We start from the raw sequence: 22,774 nt of genomic DNA on the forward strand, positions 1-22,774 counted from the left end.
ATCGGGGCAATCGAACTATATGAAAATAAACGGTTACGAACTAAAAGAAAGAATGAACGCGGATTCGTCCACGGAGGTTTACAAAGCCGTCCGATCGAAGGACGGAACCAACGTGGTGATCAAATATATCCCGATCCTCGACGAACTGCATCCGGCGGTCGTCAACCTGCGGAACGAATACGAAATTCTCAATTATCTCGCTTCCGAAAAAATGATCCACGCTTTCGGAATGGAGAAGATTCCGGAAGGATTCACTCTGATTTTGGAGTTCGTTCCCGGGGCGACGCTCAAACATTTTTCCCAAAAAAAACCGGTCAACCTCAAGGACTTCTTTAAGATCGCGATCGATCTCGCCGAAAAACTCGGAGAAATCCATAATAAAAAGGTAATACACAAGGACTTAAAGCCGGACAACATCATCTTCAATCCGGAAAACGAACTCTTGCGGATCGTGGACTTCGGAATTTCCACCCGTCTTTCCAAGGAAGAAACCTCCTGGTCCAATCCGAACCGATTGGAAGGAAGCATTCATTACGTTTCACCGGAACAAACCGGAAGAATGAACCGTTCCGTGGATTACAGAAGCGATTTCTATTCTCTGGGAGTTACGTTCTACGAACTTCTCACGGGAAAACTTCCGTTCGAAAGCGAAGACCTTCTGGAACTCGTTCACTTTCATCTCGCGAAGTCCCCTATCGAACCGCGCAAACTCCGCAACGAAATTCCGGAAGCGCTTTCTCATGTCGTATTAAAACTTCTTTCCAAAACCGCGGAAGACAGATATCAAACCTCGGAAGGACTCAAAGCCGATCTCGAAACGATCCGGGACAAATGGCTGGAATCCGGAGACGCGCCCGCCTTCCCTCTCGGCTCCAAGGATTATTCCAACGAATTCAAAATTCCTCAAAAACTCTACGGAAGAGAGGAATACATCGCGGCATTGTTAAGCGAATTCAAACGCGTAACCGATACGGGAAGAACGAGCGTCGTTCTGATCGCGGGTTATTCCGGCGTGGGAAAGTCCTCTCTCGTAAAAGAGATCAACAAACCGCTCACTGAATCGAAGGGATATTTCGTTTCCGGAAAGTTCGATCAATACAACCGGAACGTTCCGTTCAGCGCGATCATTCAAGTGTTCTCCAATCTCATCGAACAGATTCTCACCGAATCTCCCGAACGCATCGAGGAATGGAAAAATCAGATCCGCGACACGTTAGGCGTCAACGGAAAGGTGATGACGGACGTATTGCCCGAACTCGAATTCATCATCGGCGAACAAGCGCCCGTAACGGAACTCGGCCCTCAGGAAAACGCGAACCGTTTCTACCTCGTATTTCAGAACTTCATCAAGATCTTTGCGAACGCGGAACACCCGCTCGCGATCTTTTTGGACGATTTACAGTGGGCGGACACGCCTTCTCTCGAACTCGTAAAAAACCTGATCGAGGACGTTTCCGTAAATTATCTTTTCCTAATGCTAGCGTATAGGGACAACGAGGTCGATTCGACCCATCCGTTTTCGACTCTCGTAACGGGTTTGGAAAAGGAAGGGTTCCGTTTGGACAAAATTCTTCTCAAACCTTTGAGTTTGGAGAACGTAAACGAACTTCTTTCCGACAGTTTACGCAGACCCAAGGACGAGACGCAAAGTTTTGCGGAAATCGTTTATTCGAAAACGAGAGGGAATCCGTTCTTTATCAACGAGCTTTTAAAACAACTTTCCAAAGAGGAAATCATCTCGTATCAAAAAGGAAGTTCCACGATTTCCGGAAAGTGGATCTGGAATCTCGAAAAGATCAAAAAGACAGATATTTCGGATAACGTAGTCGAACTGCTCGTTCGAAGAATCAAAAAACTCGCTCCGCGCACGCAGGAAACTCTGAAACTCGCGTCCTGTATCGGAAGCAACTTCGATCTCGGAATCCAATCCAAGATTCTTGGGGCGACATTGAAGGAAACCATGGCCGCGCTGATGGAAACCATGGAAGAGGAATTGATCGTTCCGATCGGAGACAACTATCGATTGGTCGATTCGATGGAAGAGATCGAAGAAAACCGGGAAAAGAATTTTCAAACCGCCAAATCGATTCAATTCCGTTTCCAACACGACCGGGTGCAGCAAGCGAGCTACGAACTTCTGGACGAAAACCAGAAACAATCCGTTCGTCTTCAGATCGGAAGAATTCTTCTCGAGAACCTGAACGAAAAATCCCTGGAAGATTCGATCTTCGACGTGGTCAACCACTTGAACACTGGATCGACTCTCATTCAGGATAATTTAGAAAAACGTAAATTATTACAATTGAATCTTCAAGCCGCGCAAAAGGCGAAACTCTCCGCAGCATACAAACCTGCAAAAGCGTATTCCGAAAAATCGAGAGAACTTCTATTCTCCCTTCCCGAAGCGGGCAAAGGAGACAAGGAACTTTGGACCAAGGAATACGAACTCTGTTACGCGGTTCACAAGGAACTCGCGGAAGTCTTGTATCTCAACGGGAACTTCGAGGAATCGCAGGAAATCATCCAGACTCTCTTGAAACAATCCAAAACTCCCGTGGAACAAGCGGAAGCGTATAACCTTCTCATGATCGAATACTCCGCACAAGGAAAATACGATCTCGCGATGCCGACCGTCATCAAAGCTCTCAAACCTCTCGGAATCGAAATCCCCACTTCCAATTTCGACAAGGTCGTGGACAAGGAAATCGAAGAAGCCAAGAAGAATCTCAAGAACCGAAGCGTTACGGCTTTGTTAGACGAACCATTGATGACCGATCCGAACCATATCTGGGCGGTCAATCTTTTGATCAGCGCGATTCCGATGGCATACAACAAGGAACCCGCGCTCTTCCCCGTCATCTGTTTGAAGATGGCGAACCTTCTGATGAAATACGGGAACCTTTCCGATTCGTACGGATATTCGTGTTACGGAATGGTGCTTGTGGGAAAACTCGCGGACTACAAAGGGGCTTATGACTTCTGCGAACTCGCGGTCAAACTCAGCGAAAAGCACATGAACTCCGGCGGATATACGAAGGCGGCGAACATTCTCGCGAATTACTCCTCTTCGTTCGTAAAACATCTGAAATTTTCGGAGGAGGTGAACATCAAGTGCGTTCAGGCCGCTTTGGATTCGGGGGAATTCCTGCACGGAAGTTACGCCGCGATGAACGATGCGTCTAACGTGATGTTTCAAGGGAAGAATCTCGAGATCCTAAAACCGAAGATCAATCAACTTCTCAAGTTCGTGCGTAAGGTGAAGAACAACCTCGCCATCGACACGATCCTCGGAACGACCTTGATTCTTTCCAACCTCAGAGGAGAAACCGGAAGTCATCTGGACTTCTCCTCCACCGAATACCAGGAGAAGGAATACATCGATCTATGCAACGATCACCAGAGCCCCGCTCCGATCGTTACGTTCAAGGTGATGAAGGTTCGTTCCCTTTTGATGTACGGAGAATATCAACTCGCCCTTCAGGAAGCCGAAGAAGCGAACGGAATGATTCTCTATCTCGGAGGTCAATACGGTCCGCTCGAACACAACTTTTTATATTCGCTCGCGCTCGCCGCGAACTACAAAAAGGTTTCTCCCGATCGCAAAAAGGAATATTTAAAAAAGATCCGCGAGAATCAAAAACAACTTCTTACGTTAGCCGAAAGCTGTCCGGAAAACTTTTATCACAAGTATCTTCTCGTGGACGCGGAACTTGCAAGACTCGAATACAAAAACTGGAAGGCGGCGAGGACGTATGAAGCGGCGATCCGCGAGGCCAGAAAAAACGAATTCCAAAACGACGAGGCCCTTGCCTGCGAGATCGCCGCGATGTTCTGGCTTTCCAAAGGAAGCGTCAAGATCGCGGGAGAATTCGTCAACGAGGCGTATCACCGTTACGGACTTTGGGGCGCGAATCTCAAACAAAGCATGCTCAAGTCCAAGTTCCCGGAATTCATCCGCGAACGGGGAACGGGAACGTTACGCACACACCGAACGATTTCCAGCACGACCGCGGCCGCTACGGAAGTGTACTCGGGCCAAACACTCGATCTTCAGTCGGTCTTAAAAAGTTCCACGGCGATTTCCGGAGAGATCAAACTGGAAAATCTTCTCGATAAACTGATGAAGATCGTAATCGAGAACGCGGGAGCACAACGCGGTGTTCTCATTCTGAAAAAAGAAGGAAGACTCTACGTGGAAGCGGAAGGTTCGATTTCCAAGGACGACGTGGAAGTATTAACCGGCATCCCTCTCGGAAACAGCAAAAATCTTCCGATCTCTCTCATCTACTACGTGGAACGAACCAAGGAGAATCTGGTTTTGCGTAACGCGAACCAGGACGAGAAGTTTAACAAAGACGAATATATCAAAAATTCTAAAACGAAATCGGTTCTCTGCGCGCCCGTCATCAAACAAGGGGAAATTTCGGGGATTCTCTATCTCGAAAACAACCTTTCGGAAGGGGCGTTCACCTCGGATCGACTTCAGATCATGAACATTCTTTCCTCCCAAGCGGCGATCTCCATCGATAACGCGTTGCTCTACGCGAACATGGAGGAAAAAGTAAGGGAGAGAACGAGGGAGTTGGCGCAGGCCAACGCGGATCTGGGACTGAAGAATCAGCACATAACGGACAGTATTCAATATTCTTTGAATATTCAACAAGCGATTCTTCCTTCCGAAGATCTACTTGCAAAGAATCTAAACGAGCAATTCGTTTTATTCAGACCCAAAGACATCGTATCGGGAGACTTCTACTGGTTCAGTAAAAAAGAAGGATCAATTTTTCTGGCGGCGGTCGATTGTACTGGACACGGAGTCCCCGGTGCGTTAATGTCAATGATAGGGAACACTTTACTCAACCAGATCGTAAATGAGGCAGGGATCAAAGATCCGGGCAAGGTTTTGGAACATTTAAACCGAAATGTTCGCCAAGCCTTAAAGCAGGATACCATGGACGCCAACTCGGTGGACGGCATGGATGTCTGCTTCTGTAGAATCGACGGTGATAAAGTCCTGTTCGCCGGCGCCAAAAGACCGCTCTACTTCTCAAAGGGTGATATGATCGAAGAGATCAAAGGCGACAGACATTCGATCGGCGGACGACAAAAAGAAGATTCCAGAACGTACACCACGCACGAAGTAAAACTGGAAAAGGGAAAACCCACCATGTTTTATCTTGCGACGGACGGTTATATGGATCAGCCGAATCCTCAAAGACAGAGGATCGCGAGCAAAGGATTGATCTCTTATCTGCAAAGCGTCTTGTCTCTGCCCGCATCGGAACAGAAAGAGCGTTTAGCCGCCTTTTTAGACGGTCATCAAGCGGGGGAAGCCCAGAGAGATGACATAACTTTGATCGGTTTTAGAACCTGATCCGGGAAACGAAAATATAGGAGCATGTTAAAAAGAAATGATGGAAAACAAGTCCGTAGACCTGTTTAAGCAGTATAAAGAGGCCTGCGATTATCAATTAATTGTTTCCTTTAAAGGACGTCTCTCGCAAGAAGTCCTAACGGAATTCGGTTCGATGATCCGGACGTCCCTGAGTGCGGAGTCGAAAATCAAAAAAATCTTCGCGGTTTTCATCGAACTCGCACAGAATATGCTACACTATTCTGCGGAAAGAAAGGCCCTCGAAGACGGCAGAGAGGGCGGCGTCGGCATCATCATGGTCGACGAAAAATCGATTGGCTATAATGTTTCGTCCGGGAACCTTGTACTAAACGACAAAATAGAATCCCTGAAAGCCAAATGCGAAAAAATAAATTCTATGTCGAGGGACGAGTTAAAAACTTATTACCAACAGCAGTTACGCTCGGATAGACCTGACGACAGCAAAGGCGCGGGAGTAGGTTTGATCGATATCGCTAGAAAGTCGGACGGACCGCTTACATACGATATCTCGCCGGTGGACGATAAACATTCGTTCTTTACACTTTCTGCATACTTCACAAAGGAAAATTGAGAATGGAATCATTACACATTCAACAAACAAAAACTTCTCCGGAGGTTATTTTAGACACAGAGAAGGGAGTGGTTGAAATCATCGGGGAATCCTATCCCGAAAACGCGATCGCCTTTTACAAACCCGTGTTCGATTGGCTGAACGCGGCGATGGGATCGAAGGCATCGATTCAAGTGAAATTTCAGTTGGATTATTTCAATACGAGTTCGTCTAAAGTGATCATGGATATTCTGGATTCTCTTCAGAAGTATCACGATCAGAGCGGCAAGGTCAAGATACTTTGGTTGTACAAAGAGGACGACGACGATATGCAGGAAACCGGAGAGGAATTCTCCTCGGATCTTTCCCTGCCGTTCGAATTAAAATCCTATAAATAAAAAACGGCTCGGTAATCGAAACCACGCATGGAACCCGCATCTTCAGCTCAGAAGGACTTTAATTCCTTTTTCGAAAACGAATTTCAGTTGTTAAACGAAGTCAACGGAACCCTCGATCGAAAAGAATCACTCGGTAAAGAGGAAGTTTTCGAAGAGCTGAAGAAACTCGGAGAAGCCTACGAATCCCTTTTAAAACAATCCTCGAAATTGATGAAGATCGGGGATTCGACGCAGAACCGCCTGATCAAAACGCAGACGGAATTGCAGGACTCCAATCAAAGACTCGTATCCTCCTATCAGAACCTCAAGCAATTGAGCGAAATCGGTCAGATGATTACCGCAAGTTTAGAACCGAAAATCATTCTGACTTCCGTTTATGAAAACACGAAGTCCATGGTATCGATGGACATCCTCGCCTTCGGGATCATAGAAGAAGGCAAAAACGAAATCAAATATAAGTTCAGTCTGATCGAAGGCCGTTATACTCCGGCTCCTTCGGTGGATTCCCTCGCGGAGGAGAATCCTTCCTCGTTCTGTTATCACAACAATCAGGAACTCATCACCAACGATCTCGAAAAGGATTTTCCGCAATACGTTTCCACGATCCAAAAACATTTCGGAGAAAAGACTAGCTCGGTAGTCTATCTTCCGCTGAAAGTCGAGGAACGTTTTATCGGAATGCTTACGATCCAAAGCTACGAGAAAAACGCGTTCAACGAAAACCAGCTCAGCATCTTGAGAACTCTCGCGAACTACGTGGCGATCGGTGTGGATAACGCCGACGCATACAAGACGCTTTCCAAGAGAAACCGGGAACTCAAGGATTCATTAGAAAAGATCAATATGTTAAACGAAGGTTTGGAAAAGGAAAGACAAAAGTCCGAAAGCCTTCTTCTAAACATTCTCCCGAAGACGATCGCCGAACGATTGAAAGGCGGAGAAAGCGTGATCGCGGATTATATTCCGACTTCCACGGTATTATTCGCGGACATCGTCGGTTTTTCCAAACTTTCGACCCAGATCCCCACTCCGAATCAGCTCGTTGAAATCCTGAATCAGATATTCACCTGTTTCGACGAGATCGCGAGCAAATACAAACTCGAAAAGATCAAAACCATCGGGGATTGTTATATGATGGCGGGAGGAATTCCGAACGCGACCGAGGACCACGCGGAAAAGATCGCGTTAGCCGGAATCGATATGATCCAAGGACTGAAGGATCTTCAGAAATCGTGGAAATATGAATTCAATATTAGAATCGGGATTCACACCGGCGACGTAGTCGCCGGTGTGATCGGTAAAAATAAATTCGTATACGACTTGTGGGGCGATTCGGTAAACACCGCTTCCAGAATGGAATCGCACGGGGAACCGGGAAAGATCAATTGTTCCGAAGCGACCTACAACGCACTCAAAGATTTATTCACATTCGAAGATCGCGGGATCATCGAAGTCAAAGGAAAAGGTCCTATGAGAACCTTTTTTCTTTTAGGCAAGAAGTAAGCGCTTCCCGTTTTTCCAATATTTTAAGGTTCGAATGTCGTCCGAAGCGGCTTGGGGTTTGGTTTGTCTATCGGAATACGACAGGAGATTTCCGTGGAGAATGCGTGAGCGATCGAAGCGGGGTCAACAAATTGGCTTTCTAAAAATCGAATATTCAAAAAAAGAAAAATTCAATTTGTGGACCGGAGCCGAGAGCGCGGCCGCGAATTCCCGATCCATTTAAAACCACAGAGAGAGAACGCGGCACGCCCGTAAAATTTTAGCTAAGAGCCTGGATTACGTCGGCCGGAGCCTGAACGAGTTCGACGAGAACGCCTTCCGAACAATACGGAAATTCTTCGTTTCCTTTCGGGTGAATGAAACATACGTCGTATCCCGCGGCTCCTTTGCGGATTCCGCCCGGAGTGAAACGAACTCCTTTTGCAGTCAGCCATTCGACCGCTTTATGGATGTCGTCCACCCAAAGGCCGATGTGATTGAGTTTCGGTTCGTGAACCTTGGGGCTTTTGTTGACGTCGATCGGCTGCATGATATCGACTTCTACCGCGAATGCACCCTTGCCCATTCTGAGAATATCTTCGTCGACGTTTTCTTTTTCACTCTTGAACGTTCCCGTTTTTTCAAGTCCAAGTATGTCGACCCAAAATGTTTCGAGTTTCTTTTTGTCTTCGCCGCCGACCGCGATTTGCTGAATTCCTAATATTTTAAAAGGTCTCATAAGCTTTCCGTTCCGTAATATGCGATCCCATTTTTCTTCCGAACACCGCTTGCGAATATGGGATCTTCATCCAGAGAATTCTTTTCAATTTCTTTGGCAACTTCAATCCGAGCTGAGCGCTTTAGGGAGAATGTCGAGAAGGCTTTGTATTAGGACGGCGGGCGTTGGAACCAATCGCGGTAATCTAAAACGTAAAAACTGTCCTCCGGATCGCATTGTAAGAGCCTTGAAACACGATTGTCTAGCAGGTCAAGGTCCAGGATATATCTGTATTTCCTGTGAAATGTAGGACCTCCTTCATTCATGATATGCACGATAGAATTCCCGACTTCGTTTTCCTCCAACCACAGAAGATAATTAAACAGAAAACAGCGCGAAACCCCATGAGCTTGCGCCAGAGTTCCGAATAAAGTCCAGCTGCCGGTGCTCAGTCGAACATTGATGCGCTTCATCTTTTCTTTCCCCGGACTCGGTTGATACAACGTCCGGCCTGCTTTTGTCCCAAGTCTCTTTGTCGCCGTCAAAAATTTACCGTATCTTCGCAAAAGTTCCGGGATTCGTTTGGGAAGATTCTTACGGTCGCGTTCAGGATAACGCAACAAGATGGTTTCAGGAATCAGCAAAGTCACAACATTCGTATTACTTTCCTGAAGCCGAGAATCGATTCGATGATCGGAGTGAAGCAACAATACGCCCATACTGCTACGGTTCCGCAAAACGAATCCCAGGACATACAACCGCTTAAAAAACCAAAAACGATACAATAAAATACGAAACGATTTTAAAAAATTTGATCCAAAATGACCGAACCGATCCTAAACCGTTTTAGGGTGGCATACGCCTCAAAACGCCAATTCCTATAAGATCAAAACAAAGATTGAACGCTCAATCTCTACAGAATCAAAGCGCTCTCTCAGATTCTACTGACAGAAAACAAAAACGCAACAACACTCAACCTTCTGCGCTCCAATACCGTCCGCCCCACAAGCCGCCACCGGCGACAAACTTTCTAAAAAAACTCACTCGCAGCGAAGAAGGTCGAAGCCGGGTCTTTATTCCTTCAAAAGATATGTCCCGATCATCGGAAAATGATCGGACACGGTCCAAAGAATCTCGCCTTGATCGACTCGATAACTTGTTTGTTTCAGATTGGATGAGTAGAAAATATAATCGATCGTTCGATCCGGTTTTCCGATCGCAGGATCGTTCGAATAATGCGTATAATACTTAGATCTTTCCGGTCCATTCAAAATATTGAATGGAACAGAAGAATTCCATTTATCAAACAGAGGTTTGATTTCCTGTTCGTCCGAATAAAAGAACGCACCGTTCGGGTGCATGGACTTGCGATCGAATCCTGGAGGAAGCAAATTGAAGTCCCCGCCTAACACCCAATAATGACCCGCAAGATCCAGTTCCTTCAAAAGTCCCGCGATCGTTTCCACTTGTCTGTGCATCGTATCCGTTCCCTGCGAGAACGCATCCAGATGGGTATTCAAAACGGTGAACTTATCCCCGCCTTCCACCGGAAAATCATTTTGAAGAATCGCCCTTTTTAACCCGAATTGAGTCGAAACCGGATCGGCCGGCATCAAAGGAAGAGAATGACGAATCCCGTCGGAAATTTTATATTTACTGATCGTCGCGAGTTTCATTCCAACGCTTCCCAAAATCTTAGGATGAGGAACGAATAACGACTTCCAATAAAACGCCTCGCTTGAACAGGCGTATGCAGGACCGATTTGCGAAAGAATTCTTTCCAATTGATCCTCTTGGAACGTATTCTTCGCGCCGTCGTGTAACTCCTGAAACAAAATCACGTCCGGATCTTCGGCGCGAACGTAATCGGTAATTTTTTTGAGAGTCGATTCGATTTCTTCGCGGGATGGTCCGGTATCGGGTCCGTCCCCGTTCGGAACGTCGTACCAAAACACTCGTTTCTTCCCGGCAAGATATTGAACGTTCCAGACGAGAACCTTGATCTTAGAATCCGCCTTTAAAAGCGGCGCGTTTTCGTTGCATACAACGTCCGCGGGTTGAGCCTGATCGGGATGAAACGTGATCGAGTAGATCAGAATCAGAAGAGAACCGAATAGGATTCCCAGTATCGCTAATATTTTTCGCAACCAACCCATTTTAATCTCCTAAGGAACGTCTAAACGGAAAAAATCGCCGTTTCAAAGAGAATCACGTTACGGGAAGAAAAGTGAGTGTAAAGGATTTTCTTTTTGAATGGGCAGAATAAAAATGACCTTAGAGCCCTGAGATGAAAAATATAATTACGATTCTATTCTCCCTTTTACTAATACAGACATCCGTTTATTCGGAAGAATTGGAACTGAAAATACGGATCAAAAACGGAACCACCGGCCAAGAAGGAAGCATCGAATCCCTTCGTATCATCGCACTCCAACAGGGGATGATTCCGATCAAAGAAATCGGACCTTCCCACGGCTCTTTTGTCGTTTCCAAACTTACCGTTCCCGATCAGACTCCGATCCTTCTTCAGGCGAAATACGCCGGAGTCAATTATAACAAGATGGTTCCTCCCGTCCCCGTTATGCGTTCGGGAGTTCAGGAAATCGTCGTCTACGAAAAGACCAGAGACAAATCTCTCGTAAGAACGAGATCCGCGATGCAGATCTCGAGAGGCCGCGACTTTCTCAGAGTATTTAAGATTTTTCTAATATCCAACAACACGATTCCTCCCAAAAGTTATCAGGACGAGCAAAACCCGTTCGAGATTTTCGTTCCATCCGAAGCGACCGAGGTCGCGGGCCAGCTCACTCAGGGAGAATCCAGAATGGCGATCCCTCTTTCTCTTCAAGACGGACCGAACGGAAAACTTTTGGACAGAGCCATTCTTCCCGGAAGTTCCGAATTACAAATTTCTTATACGATTCCCGCTAACAATCTTTCCACCGTGACCTTTAAGGATAGAATGCTCGCCGAAAAGGAAGAAGGTTATAGGGCCGTTTTTTCCAAACCGCAAGACATGGAGGTTTCCTTTATCGGCGCGGCTAAACAGGAAAAGATTCAAGAAGACGTTCCTTCGGATATGAAGGCGTTTAAGATCGGCTACCCTTCTCCCCGTTACGAAGTTTCGATTTCCGTTTCGGGCGGGAATCCGGTCGCGGACGTGGAAACGGAACGGGTCAACCGTAAAATCGAAAACGGAACCTGGTTTCCGACCACCGAACGTTCGTTACTCGGACTGGTCGCCATCTTGGGATTTCTATTCACTCTTTCCTTTATTTTTATCTATAGAAAAGAGTAATCGGCGAGTTTCCTGCGCGCGCTTCGCGCGCGCCTCTCTCAATCGATTCTAAAATACGAATTCTCTAAAAGCGAAAGCGTCTCGAATCTCAGACGACCGTTTTCTTCTTACTCGAAGCGCTTGCCTTCGGTTTTTTCTTCAGTTTCAGGGAAGAATCCTTCGCCTCGCCGGGAGATTTCTCCCGAAGAATCGTATCCAAAAACGCCTGAATATCGCCGAAAACCTCGTCCCTGTGTTCCGGAAATTCGTTCATGATTTCATGATACAAACCGGGATAAATCTTCATTCTTTTGTTTCGATAAATTAGATTTTTATAAAGTTCCATGGAACCGTTCACGTCGACGAGGCCGTCCTCTTGTCCGTGAAGAATCAAAACCGGGCAACGGATCACGTTCGCCTTTTTGATCAGCTTCGGTCCGAGTTCCAAAAGTTCGGTCCCCATCCTTAAAGAAACCTTCCCGTGAACCAAAGGATCCTGTTTATACGCTTCGATCACGTCCGGATCATGCGAAAGATAATGAAGATCCAATTCCGCGTCCACAAGCGTCGCGGGAGAAATCCTGCTTAAAAAACTTCCCACGAACTTCTTCAACTGCTTCTGAAAGTCCATCTTTACTTTGAGGGCCGGAGAACCTAAAACTAATCCCAGAATATTATCCTGATTGATTCCTTCCTGCGCGTAACGAAGCGCAACCGCTCCGCCGAGGGAATGACCCAAAAGAAAAAAACGGTCCTTTTGTTCCCTCTTTAAAACCTCGTTCGCAAAATCGGAAAGATCCCTTACGTATAAATCGAAGGATTCCGCGTGACCTCGTTTTCCTTCCGAATTCCCGTGGCCTCTCATATCGAAGGAATAGAAATTGATGTCGCTTTTCGCAAAATAACGAAGCAGGTTCGTATAACGCCCGCTATGTTCTCCGAAGCCGTGATGAAAGATCATTACTCTGTTTGCGTTCGGCTTTGTCCAAGATTGACAATATAACTTTGATTTATCGGAGCTTGAGAGAATGTAGAATTCTTTGTGATGAAAGGTCATTGCGAAATCCGATTTGTTTGGAAGAAAGGAATCATTAAAATCATGGGGGTCAACTAAATATTCTAAAACAGATTAAAAACGGAATTTTTTCATCGTTAAACGCTTTTGAAATAAAACGGATCTTTTTTCTATGTCTCGTTACGAACGCTCGAACGAGGGATCGAATTCTAAAATCGGATTTAAAGTTTCCTTGAGTTTTAGTCCGCTGTCCCCATTGTTTGAATTCGTTTCTAAAAAGAATTATACATCGGATCGGAGAGAATATGGAAAAAAGACCTTCGGAAAAAAGCCTGCTTCGCTTTTTCGGATTGGGAGAATTGGCGAATCACGGTTGGAACGCGATTTTAGCGTTCTGGATGATTATGGGAATGGCTTTCTTCCTGTTCGCGGATCAAAATCTCATCGCACCGAACCTGAAAAACATAGGCGCTTCCTTCGGACTCAACAGCCAAGAAGAAGTGGATTGGTATATCGGCGGCCTAATTCCGATTTTATTCTTTATCTTAGGCGGGGCCGTATCGGTGAGTATGGGTTACCTTTCGCAAAAGTATTCCCGCAAAATGCTCATTCTATTCTCCGTATTTTTGGGAGAAGTTCCCTGCTTTCTTTCCGGGTTCGCGACGAGTTACCCCGAGTTCGTGATTTATAGAACCTTAACCGGATTCGGGCTCGGAGGAATTTTTCCGCTTCTGTTTACCGTCCTCGGAGATTACTTTTCGGATAAATCCAGATCCACCGCGGCGGCTTACGTTTCGCTTTCGATGGGAATCGGACTCGGCGTCGGTCAGCTTTTCGGAGGAATTTTAGGAAACGCGGATCCGATCAACGGATGGAGAACCAGCTTTATCTATCTTTCGATTCCTTCCTTTTTCTTTGCGGTCATCTATTGGATCTTTTGCAAGGAACCGATTCGAGGCGGCGGAGAAACGGAATGGGCCGGAATCGCCGAAAAATTTCCGGAAGAAAGTTTTCATCTTCGTTGGAGCGATATACGGCTTCTCTTTCAAAATAAAACGAACATCGGAATCTTTTTACAAGGAATTCCCGGATGTGTTCCTTGGGGAGTGTTCTTCGTGTTCTTAGTCGACTACTACGAAACTTCCTATCATCTCGATAAGGCCGCTGCGACGATGCTTCTTACCTATGCGGCGATCGGCGTTTTTGCGGGAACGTTTTTCGGAGGAGTCATCGGACAAAAAATCTACAACCGCAACAAACGGCTTCTTCCGATTTTTTGTATGTCGAGCATTCTGATCGGGATTCTTCCGTGCATTTATCTTTTAAAGGCGGACAATATCGCCGGTTCGGGATTGTTCATCGTCGTCAACATCATCACCGGATTCATCATCTCCGTGACTGGACCGAACGTCAGAGCTACATTAATCAACGTGAATATTCCAAAAAATAGAAGTAGCATGTTCGCTCTCTATAACCTTACCGACGACCTCGGAAAAGGACTTGGCCCCGCGATGAGCGCCGTAATTTTAGGTCTGACTCCGGGAGACAGATCGCTCGGGCTTTCGATCTCGGTTTTATTTTGGGTTCCCTGCGCGCTTGCCTGGCTGATCGTTCTGAAAAATTTCGAGAAAGACGAGAAAGACGTCCATGAATACCTGGTAGCGGAAGCCGAAAAAATCAGAGGGGCCGCTTAATTGAATATAAAAGAATTCGATTTATATCTATTCGATATCGAAGGAACCACGACTCCCATCGAGTTCGTACATAAGGTTTTGTTTCCGTACTCGGTCGGGAAGTTCGACGAATTCTTCCGGTCGAATTCTTTGGAGAAAGAATGGGTCGAAAAACTTCTCGAAGAAGGAAAAAACGATCCGACTTACAAGGGGAAGATCGACGATTCTCCCCAAAGTTTAAGCGATTACTGCAAACATCTCGTGAGCGTGGATCGTAAAAGCGGTCCTCTCAAAGAGATTCAAGGGAGAATTTGGAAAAAAGGTTACGAAAGCGGCGAACTGAAAAGTTCCATGTTCGAAGACGTGTCCGATTTTTTAAACCGAATTCAAACCGCGGGCAAACGCGCCGCCGTATATTCTTCCGGAAGCGTTCAAGCGCAGAAGTTAATTTTTGAATATTCAAATTCCGGCAACTTGACCGGATATTTTTCCGGTTATTTCGATACGGCAGTCGGAGGCAAACGGGAATCTTCGAGTTATACGAAGATTGCCGAACAACTGAAGATCGCACCGGAAAAAATCCTATTCTTTACCGATATCAAAGAAGAAGCGGACGCCGCCGTGGAAGCCGGGCTCAAAGCGACGGTTCTGGAACGACCGGGCAACAACGCGCAACCGGCGCATTCTCACCCGAGAATTTCCTCGTTTCAAAATCTGAATCCTTAACATCGGCGATTTGGTTCGACTGAGTCGCCGGAAAAACGAAATCCTTTTTCCATAAACCGAAATTCTCACCGTGAAATCGGACGGGAAATGCGACCGAAACGGATCTTTTTTTCGAGCGGGATCGCGAGATCGGCCGATCTTTGGAAGGTGAGATCCTTTCGAATTTTCTTTCTTCTATTGCCGATTCTACTGAACCTTCTTCCTTTGGGAAAAATGGACGCGCGGGAACTCGTCTACGCGTTCCGCGACCCCGGCAAATCCGAAAAAGAAAAGATGATCCTCGTCGGTGAGACCGTTCTTTACGATAAGGTAAAGCCGATCGAAGAGGAAGGAAAGAACAAACATCTCGATATCGGCGTGGACACGAGAGCCGATCTTGTCACGATCAAGATCAACTACGATCCGGGTCTCAGAGTCGGACAAATTTTGTATCTTATCGAAAAGGATTTCGACCATAAGAATTACAAAAACGGAAACATCGTAGCGCAGATCGAAATCAAATCCATCTTTCAGACATCGTTCATCGGAAAAAGGGCCAGAGGAATCGGAAACTTAGGACTTGTTAAGGACAGGAACCTCATGGTCGCCGCTCCTCTCGTTTCGGAAAAAATAGAACCTGCGATCGTAGAACGGAAGAAAGGCGACTATTATCTTGCCAGAAACGAAATCGCGGAATCGATCCGCTCTTACAAACATACCATCAGCTTGGATCCGTCTTCTCCGATGGGTCATTTCCGTTTGGGACTTTTATATAAACGAACGGGAGAGGCTTATGTTTCCGCCGGCGCGGAATTTTCCATGGCTTGGAAAAATCGAAAACGTTTCGTTAATTCTCAGGAAGAATTGGAATTCTATGTAGAATACATTGATTACTTGAATCATAAATACGAGACCGAAGGATTTAAAAATCCAGCCGCTCTTTCCAAGTCGATGGAAGTGATTCAAGAAGCCTTTAAGTTGACCAAAACGGACAGCGAACTTCTTATCAACTCCGCTCTTACGTATTATTATCTTTATCGGGAAGAATCGAAAGCCGCTCAGACTCCGATCAAAGCCGATTCATCTCCGATTCATGCTTCCAAAAACAGAAAAAGATCGGATACATATTATACGATTGCGGAAAAACTCACCAAGGACGCGGACAAACTCAATCCTTCGGATTATAGAATTCATCTGCTGGCTTGCAAACTCTATCTGGATAAGATCGGAGAATTGACTTCGCCTGCGGGACAAACCGGTTTGGGCGAATCGGAAGAAGTCGGAATCTTAAAAGGGAAATTCGCGGAATCGTTTGAGAAATACAAGACATTCAAACCGGCTTCCGTTCCCGGCGATCCATACGTTTTAAAACCGATCCAGTAAAGACTCGCGAAAAACCGTACAGCAAGCGGCTTTGAACTGCAATTCGTTTATTCCGAAAGAATCTTACGCGTTCTCGTAAAGATATATTTCTGAAGAATGAGCATGTCGTCCGGATTGGAATCGAAAAAGTTCACTCCGAGATGATATTTACCTTCTTCCACGGTTATATATCGAACCACTTCTCCCCGAAGAATCAAAGTCCGTTCCGAAACGGGAATGAAGATCTTTATAATATTATGTTTTTTTAAATATTGAAAGATCCTCCGTTCTTCGATCTCGAATAGAAGTCCGTTGATACTGATATCCACAACCCTTGTTCCGGCCTTCGCATTCCTGTAATTATCCTCTCGGATAAAAATCTTTGTCATCGAGTAACTGAAAATTTCGGAGAGTTCGATCAGATATCCGACTTGGGAAGGAGTTATCGAATAGCGGTCCATCGCGGATGTATAAACGCGGATATAGCCGATCACGTCGTTGAACAATCGAATCGGAAGAACGAGATAGGAAATCACGAATTCGCGGATTTCCTTCTTCTGAAGTTCCCTGAAAAATTTATCGGCGTAATCCTGGCCGCTTTCCAACACCATCCGTATGTATTCTTCCCTGTAATTCCCTACCGGGGAGGTTTCATTTTCTTTGATGTAATTGATGATCAGAGAAGTATCGGGTATGAACACCGGACGGTCGTTCCTCTTGATGAAGGAATCCAAAAACGTTTCTTCCCGATCCTGCGAAAAGAACACGACTTCGTATTCCTTGGATACGGTGGAAATATATTCGGATATCATAATGTTGATCAATCTTAGATCCGGATTGTCCTTTTTGATCTCCCGCATCAAATTGTTGAATCTCTGTTCCACTTGAATATTTCGGCCGATCTCCCTGCCTCCTCCGGTCAAAGAACGGAAAAGAATCACGTAATTCATAAAGAGATCGTCCACTGCTACACGAACGTTCTTTCGAAAGGACGCGGCCTGTAATTCCGACGGAATTCGGATTTGTATGATGGAATCATCCAAAAACTCGAGAATGATGACCTCGAATTGATAGAGAATATTCATAATTTCGAAACTGATTTTCGCGCGGAGAGTCAATCCTTGTGTCGCTCCAGGGATCCTCAGTTTTACGCTGGTTTCTTCGATGTCCTCCACGATTGCAAAGAACCGTTGCCCGTCGTAGTCGAACGGAAACTCCACATCGTCGGCTTTGAGATAGTAGAAGAGATGTTTTACGAGATTGATGTCGGTTCCAATGATCGTTTCGCCAAACATCGTTTCGAGTATGGTGATAAGTTCCTGTAAACTGTCCGATCTTCCGACTGCCATTGTTTCGTTTTGGGTAAGGGAGAATTGTATAGTAAATATCGGTTCGGGGGAAGTCGGAATTCAGTCGCGTTAATTTATGAGACATAAGATCGAGAAAAAAGAGAATGAATGTGGTTCGATGTTCTTTCCGTGAATTGGAGAAGCCCTGGAGATCCGACTTTTTAAACGGAAATATTTTACGATCCTTGCAGCAACCGACCTCGAGAAACGGAAATCTCCAGAAAAAAATCCCGCTGAAGGTTTGGAATTAACCCGAAAAAGAATGTATGGATACAAGAAAGTCGGAACTCAACCCGGAATTGTTCGATATGATGAAACAGGGAAAGCTATCAGCCGGAAAAATCCTGGATCTGATCGCTCTGAAGGAACTCGTTGATAGATTTGCCGTAACTCCGTTTTTAGAAGAGGAGAAACTTGCAGAAATCAAAGCGAAAACCGGAGTAGAGCCGGACATTTTGACTTGGGGCGATTACTTTCAAACCGAAATTGCTTCCCGATATTTCGAAAAAAGCGAAGCCGATTTTAAGAAAATCATGGAAACGATCCGCTTCGACTTAATATCAGCCCACCTTATTTTCTCAGGAAAACCGGAATATTTTCAAGATTCAGTAAGAGGACAAGCGTTGATCTCGAAATCAATTGATTCTTCCTTTTGGACCTTAGAAGATGAAGAGGCCGTTCATTTAGAAACATTGCTCGAATATTATACACAGATGGGAATTGGAGAAAAACCGTTGACCGTATCCGATCGAATCTGGTATGAAAGCTTTGATTTGGAGAAAAAAGCAGTTTAATGGGATTAATTGACCAAGACACAATCGACCTGGGTTCAGGAAACAAAATCCTGACTTTGAGCCTCAACAACCCGGAAACCAGAAATTCTATGACTCGCGAAATGGGATTGGAATTCAAAAAGATCATCGATGGATTGATTGAAACCTCCGAAAAACACAAACCGAGAGTTGTCATTCTGACCGGAAAAAATAACATTTTTTCCGCTGGCGGAAATTTCGAACTGCTTAAATCCTTCTCGACGAAAGATTACGAAACAAACAAGAAAACTATGTTCGAGTTTTATAATCTGTTCTTATCGGTCAGAAGATTGGACATACCTGTAATTTGCGCAGCAAACGGTCATGCAATCGGTGCCGGGTTCTCTCTTGCATTTGCATGTGACATTCGTGTATTTGCCAACGAATCAAAATACCAATTCAACTTTGTCAAACTCGGAATTCATCCTGGAATGGGTTCGAGTTATATTGTTAAAGAATTGTTCGGAACTCATATCGCAAACAGACTTTTATTTTTGGCCGAAACGTTAAGCGGAGAAGAGGCGTTCCGACTTGGACTTTGCAACGATTCCGTTCCTCAAAAAGAAGTCCTGGGAAGAGCGACGGAAATCGCAATCGCCTTATCCGAAAGCGCTCCTTTGGCGCTCGCAGAATTGAAAAAGAATACTTACGACAAAGATAAGCTGGAAGCTGCACTAAAAAAAGAAGCAGAATCGCAAGCAAGGAACTTTATATCTGCGGACTTTAAGGAAACCATCAAAGCGATAGAACAGAAACGAAAACCTGTTTTTAAAGGTTTATAACTTAGTCCTTTTTTATCTCTTCATCGTAATCCTTTAAAGCCTGGAAAGTAGATTCGTAATCATTCCAGGCATTCCAGACTACGAACCCATGCCCACCGCTGTCGTACGACGCCTTTACCTGCGCTTTAATATAATCTGAAAGTGTGAGACCCGACTTTCCAACAGACATGTTAAATCCTTGAATATAGGGGATAACTCGCGTCGTCTTAAGTGATCGTTTTAAAGTAAGAAGAGTTCCGTCATAAACCGTTTGATAAGGATCTTTGATTCTAGCAGGCATTCCATAAAAGTGGGATGGATACAACATAGGATAAAGGACGTCGACCACTTGAGCAAAGACTTCTACCTTTTGGCCGATCATATCGTTTTGATTGAATGGGATCCGACCAAAAATATCAGCTCCTATAAAAGGAAGATGTTCGCATTTGAGTGTTTCATTTCTTATGTCTTTTATTATGCCTGAGATATTCTTATAACGCTTCTCGTATGTTAGTTTTAATTGAAGATTGTCGGCATATCGAATGTAATCTAATTGAATTTCCGGAAATCCAGATTCGCAAGCTAATCGAATTGATTTGTGAATAGAAGTAATCCTTTGATTCGACGGTTTTTCGGTCGGAAGCCCCCCGTCAAAATTGACAACCCTTGCAACGGGATAGAACCCCTCCTCGACCAACCCTTCTAAAATCAGCTTCGAGGGCATCGAAGGTTGAACATCAATCACAAGCAAATTCACGCCATGTTGTTTACCTTTTCTTCTTAAATCTCGAAATTCCTTTTCCTTCTTCAAAGTTCTTTGCGATATATAAATTCCCCGAGAGAATTCAGGAACTTTAGCATTCAAAATGGTTCGTGGCTCAGGATTTCTAACCGAATTCTCGACATTTTGTTGCGGAGTTACGACTTCCACCTTCGCTCTTAAGTCCGGTTCTGGCTTTCGGTTTTTTAATTTTAATAATATCTCGGAAGTTGGGAATCTTTCCGAATTCGTAAATTTCGAATCTTCAACATTATCCTTTTTGATTCGCGTAGATCCGACTTCTAAATCAATGGTTTCGCGAAACGTCACTTCCGGTGCCTGTTTCTTAATATTCTTTTTAGGAAAAGGTAGATCGAAATCAGAGAATAAAGACGAGTTCCAGGAGAAAAATAGAAATATAAGAGGAATAATCGTTTTCACAGGTTTTGAATGTTAGAAAAGTTCAAAGATATTTTACAGTTCTTTATTAAATGTCGGAATTCAATCCGGCTAACTAAAAGAAACTGTTTGGAATTCGGATTGATAATCAAATTCTTTTTGAAATGTTACATCGAAAAGTGATTTAAATACCATTTGCAAAGGGGTTAGGAGGTGTGATGTCTACGGGTTTTATATTTTCGGAAGTTTTTCTCCAACATAATGCAGGACCTCAAATTCCGCATTTCGAGAATTCAGACCGACTTCTTGCATGCTTGAATCGATTACATCAAGCCAGCTATTTCTCTTCTCTATACAAACCAGAAATGAAAGATCTTCCTCAAGATTTTTTAAAAGAAGTTCATTCCAGTTATCACCTACAGAAAATAGAAAATTCCAAAGAACGCAGAGGGTATTTTGATTCAGATACTCCGTTCACGGAAAAATCGTGGCTCGCTGCATATTCGGCGGCAAATTCGGGCCTGGCCCTGGCCGACGCAATAATCTCCGGTCAAATTCGAAATGGTTTTTCTCTTCTAAGACCGCCCGGACATCACGCAGAACACAATCGTATTATGGGTTTTTGCATGTTAAACAACGTTGCCATTGCGGCGCGTTATTTACAAAAGAACGGTTTTAAAAAAATATTCATTCTTGATTGGGACGTGCATCATGGAAACGGAACTCAGGAAATTTTTTATACAGATCCGACTGTTTACTATCTATCTATACATCAATTTCCATTCTATCCGATGACAGGTTCATTGTCCGAGATGGGTGAGGGTTCTGGAGTTGGTACAACGAAAAATATTCCGATGCAGGCGAATTCAGATAATCAATCTTACATTCGAAAATTCAAAGAAATAGTAATTCCGACAATGGAAAGATTTGAACCAGATATCGTCTTAATATCAGCCGGATTTGACGCCCATAAAGATGATCCCCTTGGAGGAATGAATATTACAACGACTGGCTTTGAGGAATTAACTCGAATCACACTTGAAAGCGCCGACAAAGTCTGCCAAGGAAAAGTTTTATCCTTTTTAGAAGGGGGTTACGACTTAATTGCATTGTCAGAATCCGTTGAAGCGCACCTAGCCGTTCTGAATTCTTTCTCTTAATTTTTTTCTGCTTGAGCGACTCTTCAAGAATTCTTCGGAACCGTAAAAGGCATGGAGATTATGATGCAAGAGCAAACGATCAAAAGCTTCACCGAATATAAAGGTCAGTCACAGCGCAACTCAGGTCCTTCGGATTTATTGATTCCACTCTATTTAGAAAGTTATGTATTAAAACAAATTAGGAAACATAAGAATCTAAGAAATTATTTTCATTTTTTAATCGTTAAATTTCAGAAGAAAAATCTCTTTTCAAAATTTTCTGATACAGCGTTTAGGAAAACTCTCTATCAATCGAAACATCTACAATTGATTCGATATTCCTTTCGTCCTGATCACCAAGATTGGTATGAAGCAAAGTTTGCTGGTTTTTATTTCGGAATATCGGTGTGTAGATTTTTTTCTCGATTAGTCGATTTGGAGATAGAAGATGATTCTAAAATTAAAAATTTAAGAGAGGAACTTATAAAATTAACGAAAATGGAAATCGGTCCGTTGCACTTTTATTTCACGATCATTTCTAATCGAAAATTCATTTTGAAGAAACTTGTAAGGGGGAAAAATTTCGAGTTGAACAGTGCATAATTTTCAGATTTTTTATCGGGATAATCCGATATTTAAAGGGAAATGGAATCCTCTTTGGAAGAGTTAAATCATATAGAAAAGAGATTTAGAAAATATATTCTAATCTTAGATTTTCTCCTTCGCGAAACGAGGACAGAGCTCTCGCAAAACCGTGCAAAGCGAGAAACATGGCATAGACATAACGAAAATTGGAAGTTAGGCCGTGTTCATCCTGAAAATAATAGCTTCCAGAACCCGAATCAGAAAACAGAATCAACTTCTCTTTTGAGAACGTCGCTCCCCTTTCGGCCAATTTCGAGTAACGAGAACAAACCGATTTTAAGAAACAGCTTCGTAATTCAGGAATTCCGACCCCTTCCTTTTAACGATTAGAATT

18 protein-coding genes are annotated in these 22,774 nt (G+C 44.3%); 12 read left to right on the forward strand and 6 right to left on the reverse strand.

The features are described from left to right. Nucleotides 1-19 precede the first annotated feature (19 nt). Genes DLM76_RS01235 through DLM76_RS01250 form a run of 4 tightly spaced genes read left to right on the forward strand, consistent with a single transcriptional unit; the run spans nucleotide 20 to nucleotide 7,846 of the window. Complete coding sequence (locus DLM76_RS01235) at nucleotides 20-5,374, forward strand: AAA family ATPase (protein ID WP_118964160.1); 5,355 nt, start codon at nucleotides 20-22, stop codon at nucleotides 5,372-5,374. Nucleotides 5,375-5,411: 37 nt separating this feature from the next. Further along, a complete protein-coding gene (locus DLM76_RS01240) occupies nucleotides 5,412-5,966 on the forward strand; it encodes a SiaB family protein kinase (protein WP_118956257.1) in 555 nt (184 codons plus the stop codon). Nucleotides 5,967-5,968: 2 nt separating this feature from the next. Next, nucleotides 5,969-6,343: a DUF1987 domain-containing protein gene (locus DLM76_RS01245; protein ID WP_118956256.1), complete on the forward strand. Its 375-nt coding sequence runs from the start codon at nucleotides 5,969-5,971 to the stop codon at nucleotides 6,341-6,343. Between the two features lie 27 nt (nucleotides 6,344-6,370). Then, entirely contained in the window at nucleotides 6,371-7,846 is a 1,476-nt protein-coding gene (locus DLM76_RS01250) for an adenylate/guanylate cyclase domain-containing protein (RefSeq protein WP_118956255.1), read from the forward strand. Between the two features lie 259 nt (nucleotides 7,847-8,105). On the opposite strand, the gene DLM76_RS01255 is transcribed toward DLM76_RS01250, so the two are convergent. The 3 genes from DLM76_RS01255 to DLM76_RS01265 all read right to left on the reverse strand — a co-directional run bounded on the left by DLM76_RS01255 (nucleotide 8,106) and on the right by DLM76_RS01265 (nucleotide 10,699). Then, nucleotides 8,106-8,564 carry a VOC family protein gene (locus DLM76_RS01255; RefSeq protein WP_118956253.1) on the reverse strand — a complete coding sequence of 153 codons (459 nt, stop codon included), beginning with the start codon at nucleotides 8,562-8,564 and terminating at the stop codon, nucleotides 8,106-8,108. Nucleotides 8,565-8,713: 149 nt separating this feature from the next. Continuing rightward, on the reverse strand, nucleotides 8,714-9,262 hold the full coding sequence (locus DLM76_RS01260; protein ID WP_118964161.1) for a DUF1564 domain-containing protein: 549 nt from the start codon (nucleotides 9,260-9,262) through the stop codon (nucleotides 8,714-8,716). A 354-nt stretch (nucleotides 9,263-9,616) separates the two neighbouring features. After that, entirely contained in the window at nucleotides 9,617-10,699 is a 1,083-nt protein-coding gene (locus DLM76_RS01265; RefSeq protein ID WP_118956251.1) for an endonuclease/exonuclease/phosphatase family protein, read from the reverse strand. 131 nt (nucleotides 10,700-10,830) lie between these two features. Between DLM76_RS01265 and DLM76_RS01270 the strand changes: the two genes are divergently transcribed. Beyond that, entirely contained in the window at nucleotides 10,831-11,841 is a 1,011-nt protein-coding gene (locus DLM76_RS01270) for a hypothetical protein (RefSeq protein WP_118964162.1), read from the forward strand. An 88-nt stretch (nucleotides 11,842-11,929) separates the two neighbouring features. Here the strand turns inward: DLM76_RS01270 and DLM76_RS01275 are convergent, their stop codons facing one another. Further along, nucleotides 11,930-12,877, reverse strand: a complete 948-nt coding sequence (locus DLM76_RS01275) for an alpha/beta hydrolase (RefSeq protein WP_118956249.1) — start codon at nucleotides 12,875-12,877, stop codon at nucleotides 11,930-11,932. A gap of 263 nt (nucleotides 12,878-13,140) precedes the next feature. On the opposite strand from DLM76_RS01275, the gene DLM76_RS01280 reads away from it, so the two are divergent. The 3 genes from DLM76_RS01280 (at nucleotide 13,141) to DLM76_RS01290 (ending at nucleotide 16,596) form a co-directional block, all read left to right on the forward strand. Further along, nucleotides 13,141-14,529, forward strand: coding sequence for an MFS transporter (locus DLM76_RS01280; RefSeq protein WP_118964163.1), 1,389 nt, complete (start codon nucleotides 13,141-13,143; stop codon nucleotides 14,527-14,529). After that, complete coding sequence (gene mtnC / locus DLM76_RS01285; RefSeq protein WP_118964164.1) at nucleotides 14,530-15,234, forward strand: acireductone synthase; 705 nt, start codon at nucleotides 14,530-14,532, stop codon at nucleotides 15,232-15,234. 87 nt (nucleotides 15,235-15,321) lie between these two features. Next, nucleotides 15,322-16,596 carry a tetratricopeptide repeat protein gene (locus DLM76_RS01290; protein WP_429946395.1) on the forward strand — a complete coding sequence of 425 codons (1,275 nt, stop codon included), beginning with the start codon at nucleotides 15,322-15,324 and terminating at the stop codon, nucleotides 16,594-16,596. Between the two features lie 47 nt (nucleotides 16,597-16,643). On the opposite strand, the gene DLM76_RS01295 is transcribed toward DLM76_RS01290, so the two are convergent. Further along, nucleotides 16,644-17,924, reverse strand: a complete 1,281-nt coding sequence (locus tag DLM76_RS01295) for a PilZ domain-containing protein (protein ID WP_118956246.1) — start codon at nucleotides 17,922-17,924, stop codon at nucleotides 16,644-16,646. A 266-nt stretch (nucleotides 17,925-18,190) separates the two neighbouring features. Here DLM76_RS01295 and DLM76_RS01300 point away from each other — a divergent pair, with 266 nt between their 5' ends. Together DLM76_RS01300 and DLM76_RS01305 are read left to right on the forward strand one after the other, a co-directional pair. Next, the gene (locus DLM76_RS01300) at nucleotides 18,191-18,718 is read left to right on the forward strand and encodes a hypothetical protein (protein ID WP_118956245.1); all 528 of its coding nucleotides are present in this window, start codon (nucleotides 18,191-18,193) and stop codon (nucleotides 18,716-18,718) included. Next, a complete protein-coding gene (locus DLM76_RS01305) occupies nucleotides 18,718-19,518 on the forward strand; it encodes an enoyl-CoA hydratase/isomerase family protein (protein WP_118964165.1) in 801 nt (266 codons plus the stop codon). Before DLM76_RS01300 ends, DLM76_RS01305 begins: the two co-directional genes overlap by 1 nt. Before the next feature lies 1 nt (nucleotide 19,519). Here the strand turns inward: DLM76_RS01305 and DLM76_RS01310 are convergent, their stop codons facing one another. Next, nucleotides 19,520-20,698 (reverse strand): putative glycoside hydrolase, encoded by a 1,179-nt coding sequence (locus DLM76_RS01310; protein WP_241548158.1) that lies wholly within the window; start codon nucleotides 20,696-20,698, stop codon nucleotides 19,520-19,522. 176 nt (nucleotides 20,699-20,874) lie between these two features. On the opposite strand from DLM76_RS01310, the gene DLM76_RS01315 reads away from it, so the two are divergent. Further along, complete coding sequence (locus tag DLM76_RS01315) at nucleotides 20,875-21,816, forward strand: histone deacetylase family protein (protein ID WP_118956243.1); 942 nt, start codon at nucleotides 20,875-20,877, stop codon at nucleotides 21,814-21,816. 63 nt (nucleotides 21,817-21,879) lie between these two features. Next, entirely contained in the window at nucleotides 21,880-22,398 is a 519-nt protein-coding gene (locus DLM76_RS01320) for a DUF1564 family protein (RefSeq protein WP_118956479.1), read from the forward strand. The last annotated feature ends 376 nt before the right edge of the window (nucleotides 22,399-22,774 follow it).

This window comes from Leptospira yasudae (genome assembly GCF_003545925.1).
GTDB classification, from domain to species: Bacteria; Spirochaetota; Leptospiria; order Leptospirales; family Leptospiraceae; genus Leptospira; species Leptospira yasudae.

Excerpts from the sequence above, each read along its gene's own strand:
- DLM76_RS01235 (WP_118964160.1), top strand. The coding sequence starts at position 20 with ATGAAAATAAACGGTTACGAACTAAAAGAAAGAATGAACGCGGATTCG.
- DLM76_RS01240 (WP_118956257.1), top strand. The coding sequence starts at position 5,412 with ATGATGGAAAACAAGTCCGTAGACCTGTTTAAGCAGTATAAAGAGGCC.
- DLM76_RS01245 (WP_118956256.1), top strand. The coding sequence starts at position 5,969 with ATGGAATCATTACACATTCAACAAACAAAAACTTCTCCGGAGGTTATT.
- DLM76_RS01250 (WP_118956255.1), top strand. The coding sequence starts at position 6,371 with ATGGAACCCGCATCTTCAGCTCAGAAGGACTTTAATTCCTTTTTCGAA.
- DLM76_RS01255 (WP_118956253.1), bottom strand. The coding sequence starts at position 8,564 with ATGAGACCTTTTAAAATATTAGGAATTCAGCAAATCGCGGTCGGCGGC.
- DLM76_RS01260 (WP_118964161.1), bottom strand. The coding sequence starts at position 9,262 with ATGGGCGTATTGTTGCTTCACTCCGATCATCGAATCGATTCTCGGCTT.
- DLM76_RS01265 (WP_118956251.1), bottom strand. The coding sequence starts at position 10,699 with ATGGGTTGGTTGCGAAAAATATTAGCGATACTGGGAATCCTATTCGGT.
- DLM76_RS01270 (WP_118964162.1), top strand. The coding sequence starts at position 10,831 with ATGAAAAATATAATTACGATTCTATTCTCCCTTTTACTAATACAGACA.
- DLM76_RS01275 (WP_118956249.1), bottom strand. The coding sequence starts at position 12,877 with ATGACCTTTCATCACAAAGAATTCTACATTCTCTCAAGCTCCGATAAA.
- DLM76_RS01280 (WP_118964163.1), top strand. The coding sequence starts at position 13,141 with ATGGAAAAAAGACCTTCGGAAAAAAGCCTGCTTCGCTTTTTCGGATTG.
- DLM76_RS01290 (WP_429946395.1), top strand. The coding sequence starts at position 15,322 with ATGCGACCGAAACGGATCTTTTTTTCGAGCGGGATCGCGAGATCGGCC.
- DLM76_RS01295 (WP_118956246.1), bottom strand. The coding sequence starts at position 17,924 with ATGGCAGTCGGAAGATCGGACAGTTTACAGGAACTTATCACCATACTC.
- DLM76_RS01300 (WP_118956245.1), top strand. The coding sequence starts at position 18,191 with ATGGATACAAGAAAGTCGGAACTCAACCCGGAATTGTTCGATATGATG.
- DLM76_RS01305 (WP_118964165.1), top strand. The coding sequence starts at position 18,718 with ATGGGATTAATTGACCAAGACACAATCGACCTGGGTTCAGGAAACAAA.
- DLM76_RS01315 (WP_118956243.1), top strand. The coding sequence starts at position 20,875 with ATGTCTACGGGTTTTATATTTTCGGAAGTTTTTCTCCAACATAATGCA.
- DLM76_RS01320 (WP_118956479.1), top strand. The coding sequence starts at position 21,880 with ATGCAAGAGCAAACGATCAAAAGCTTCACCGAATATAAAGGTCAGTCA.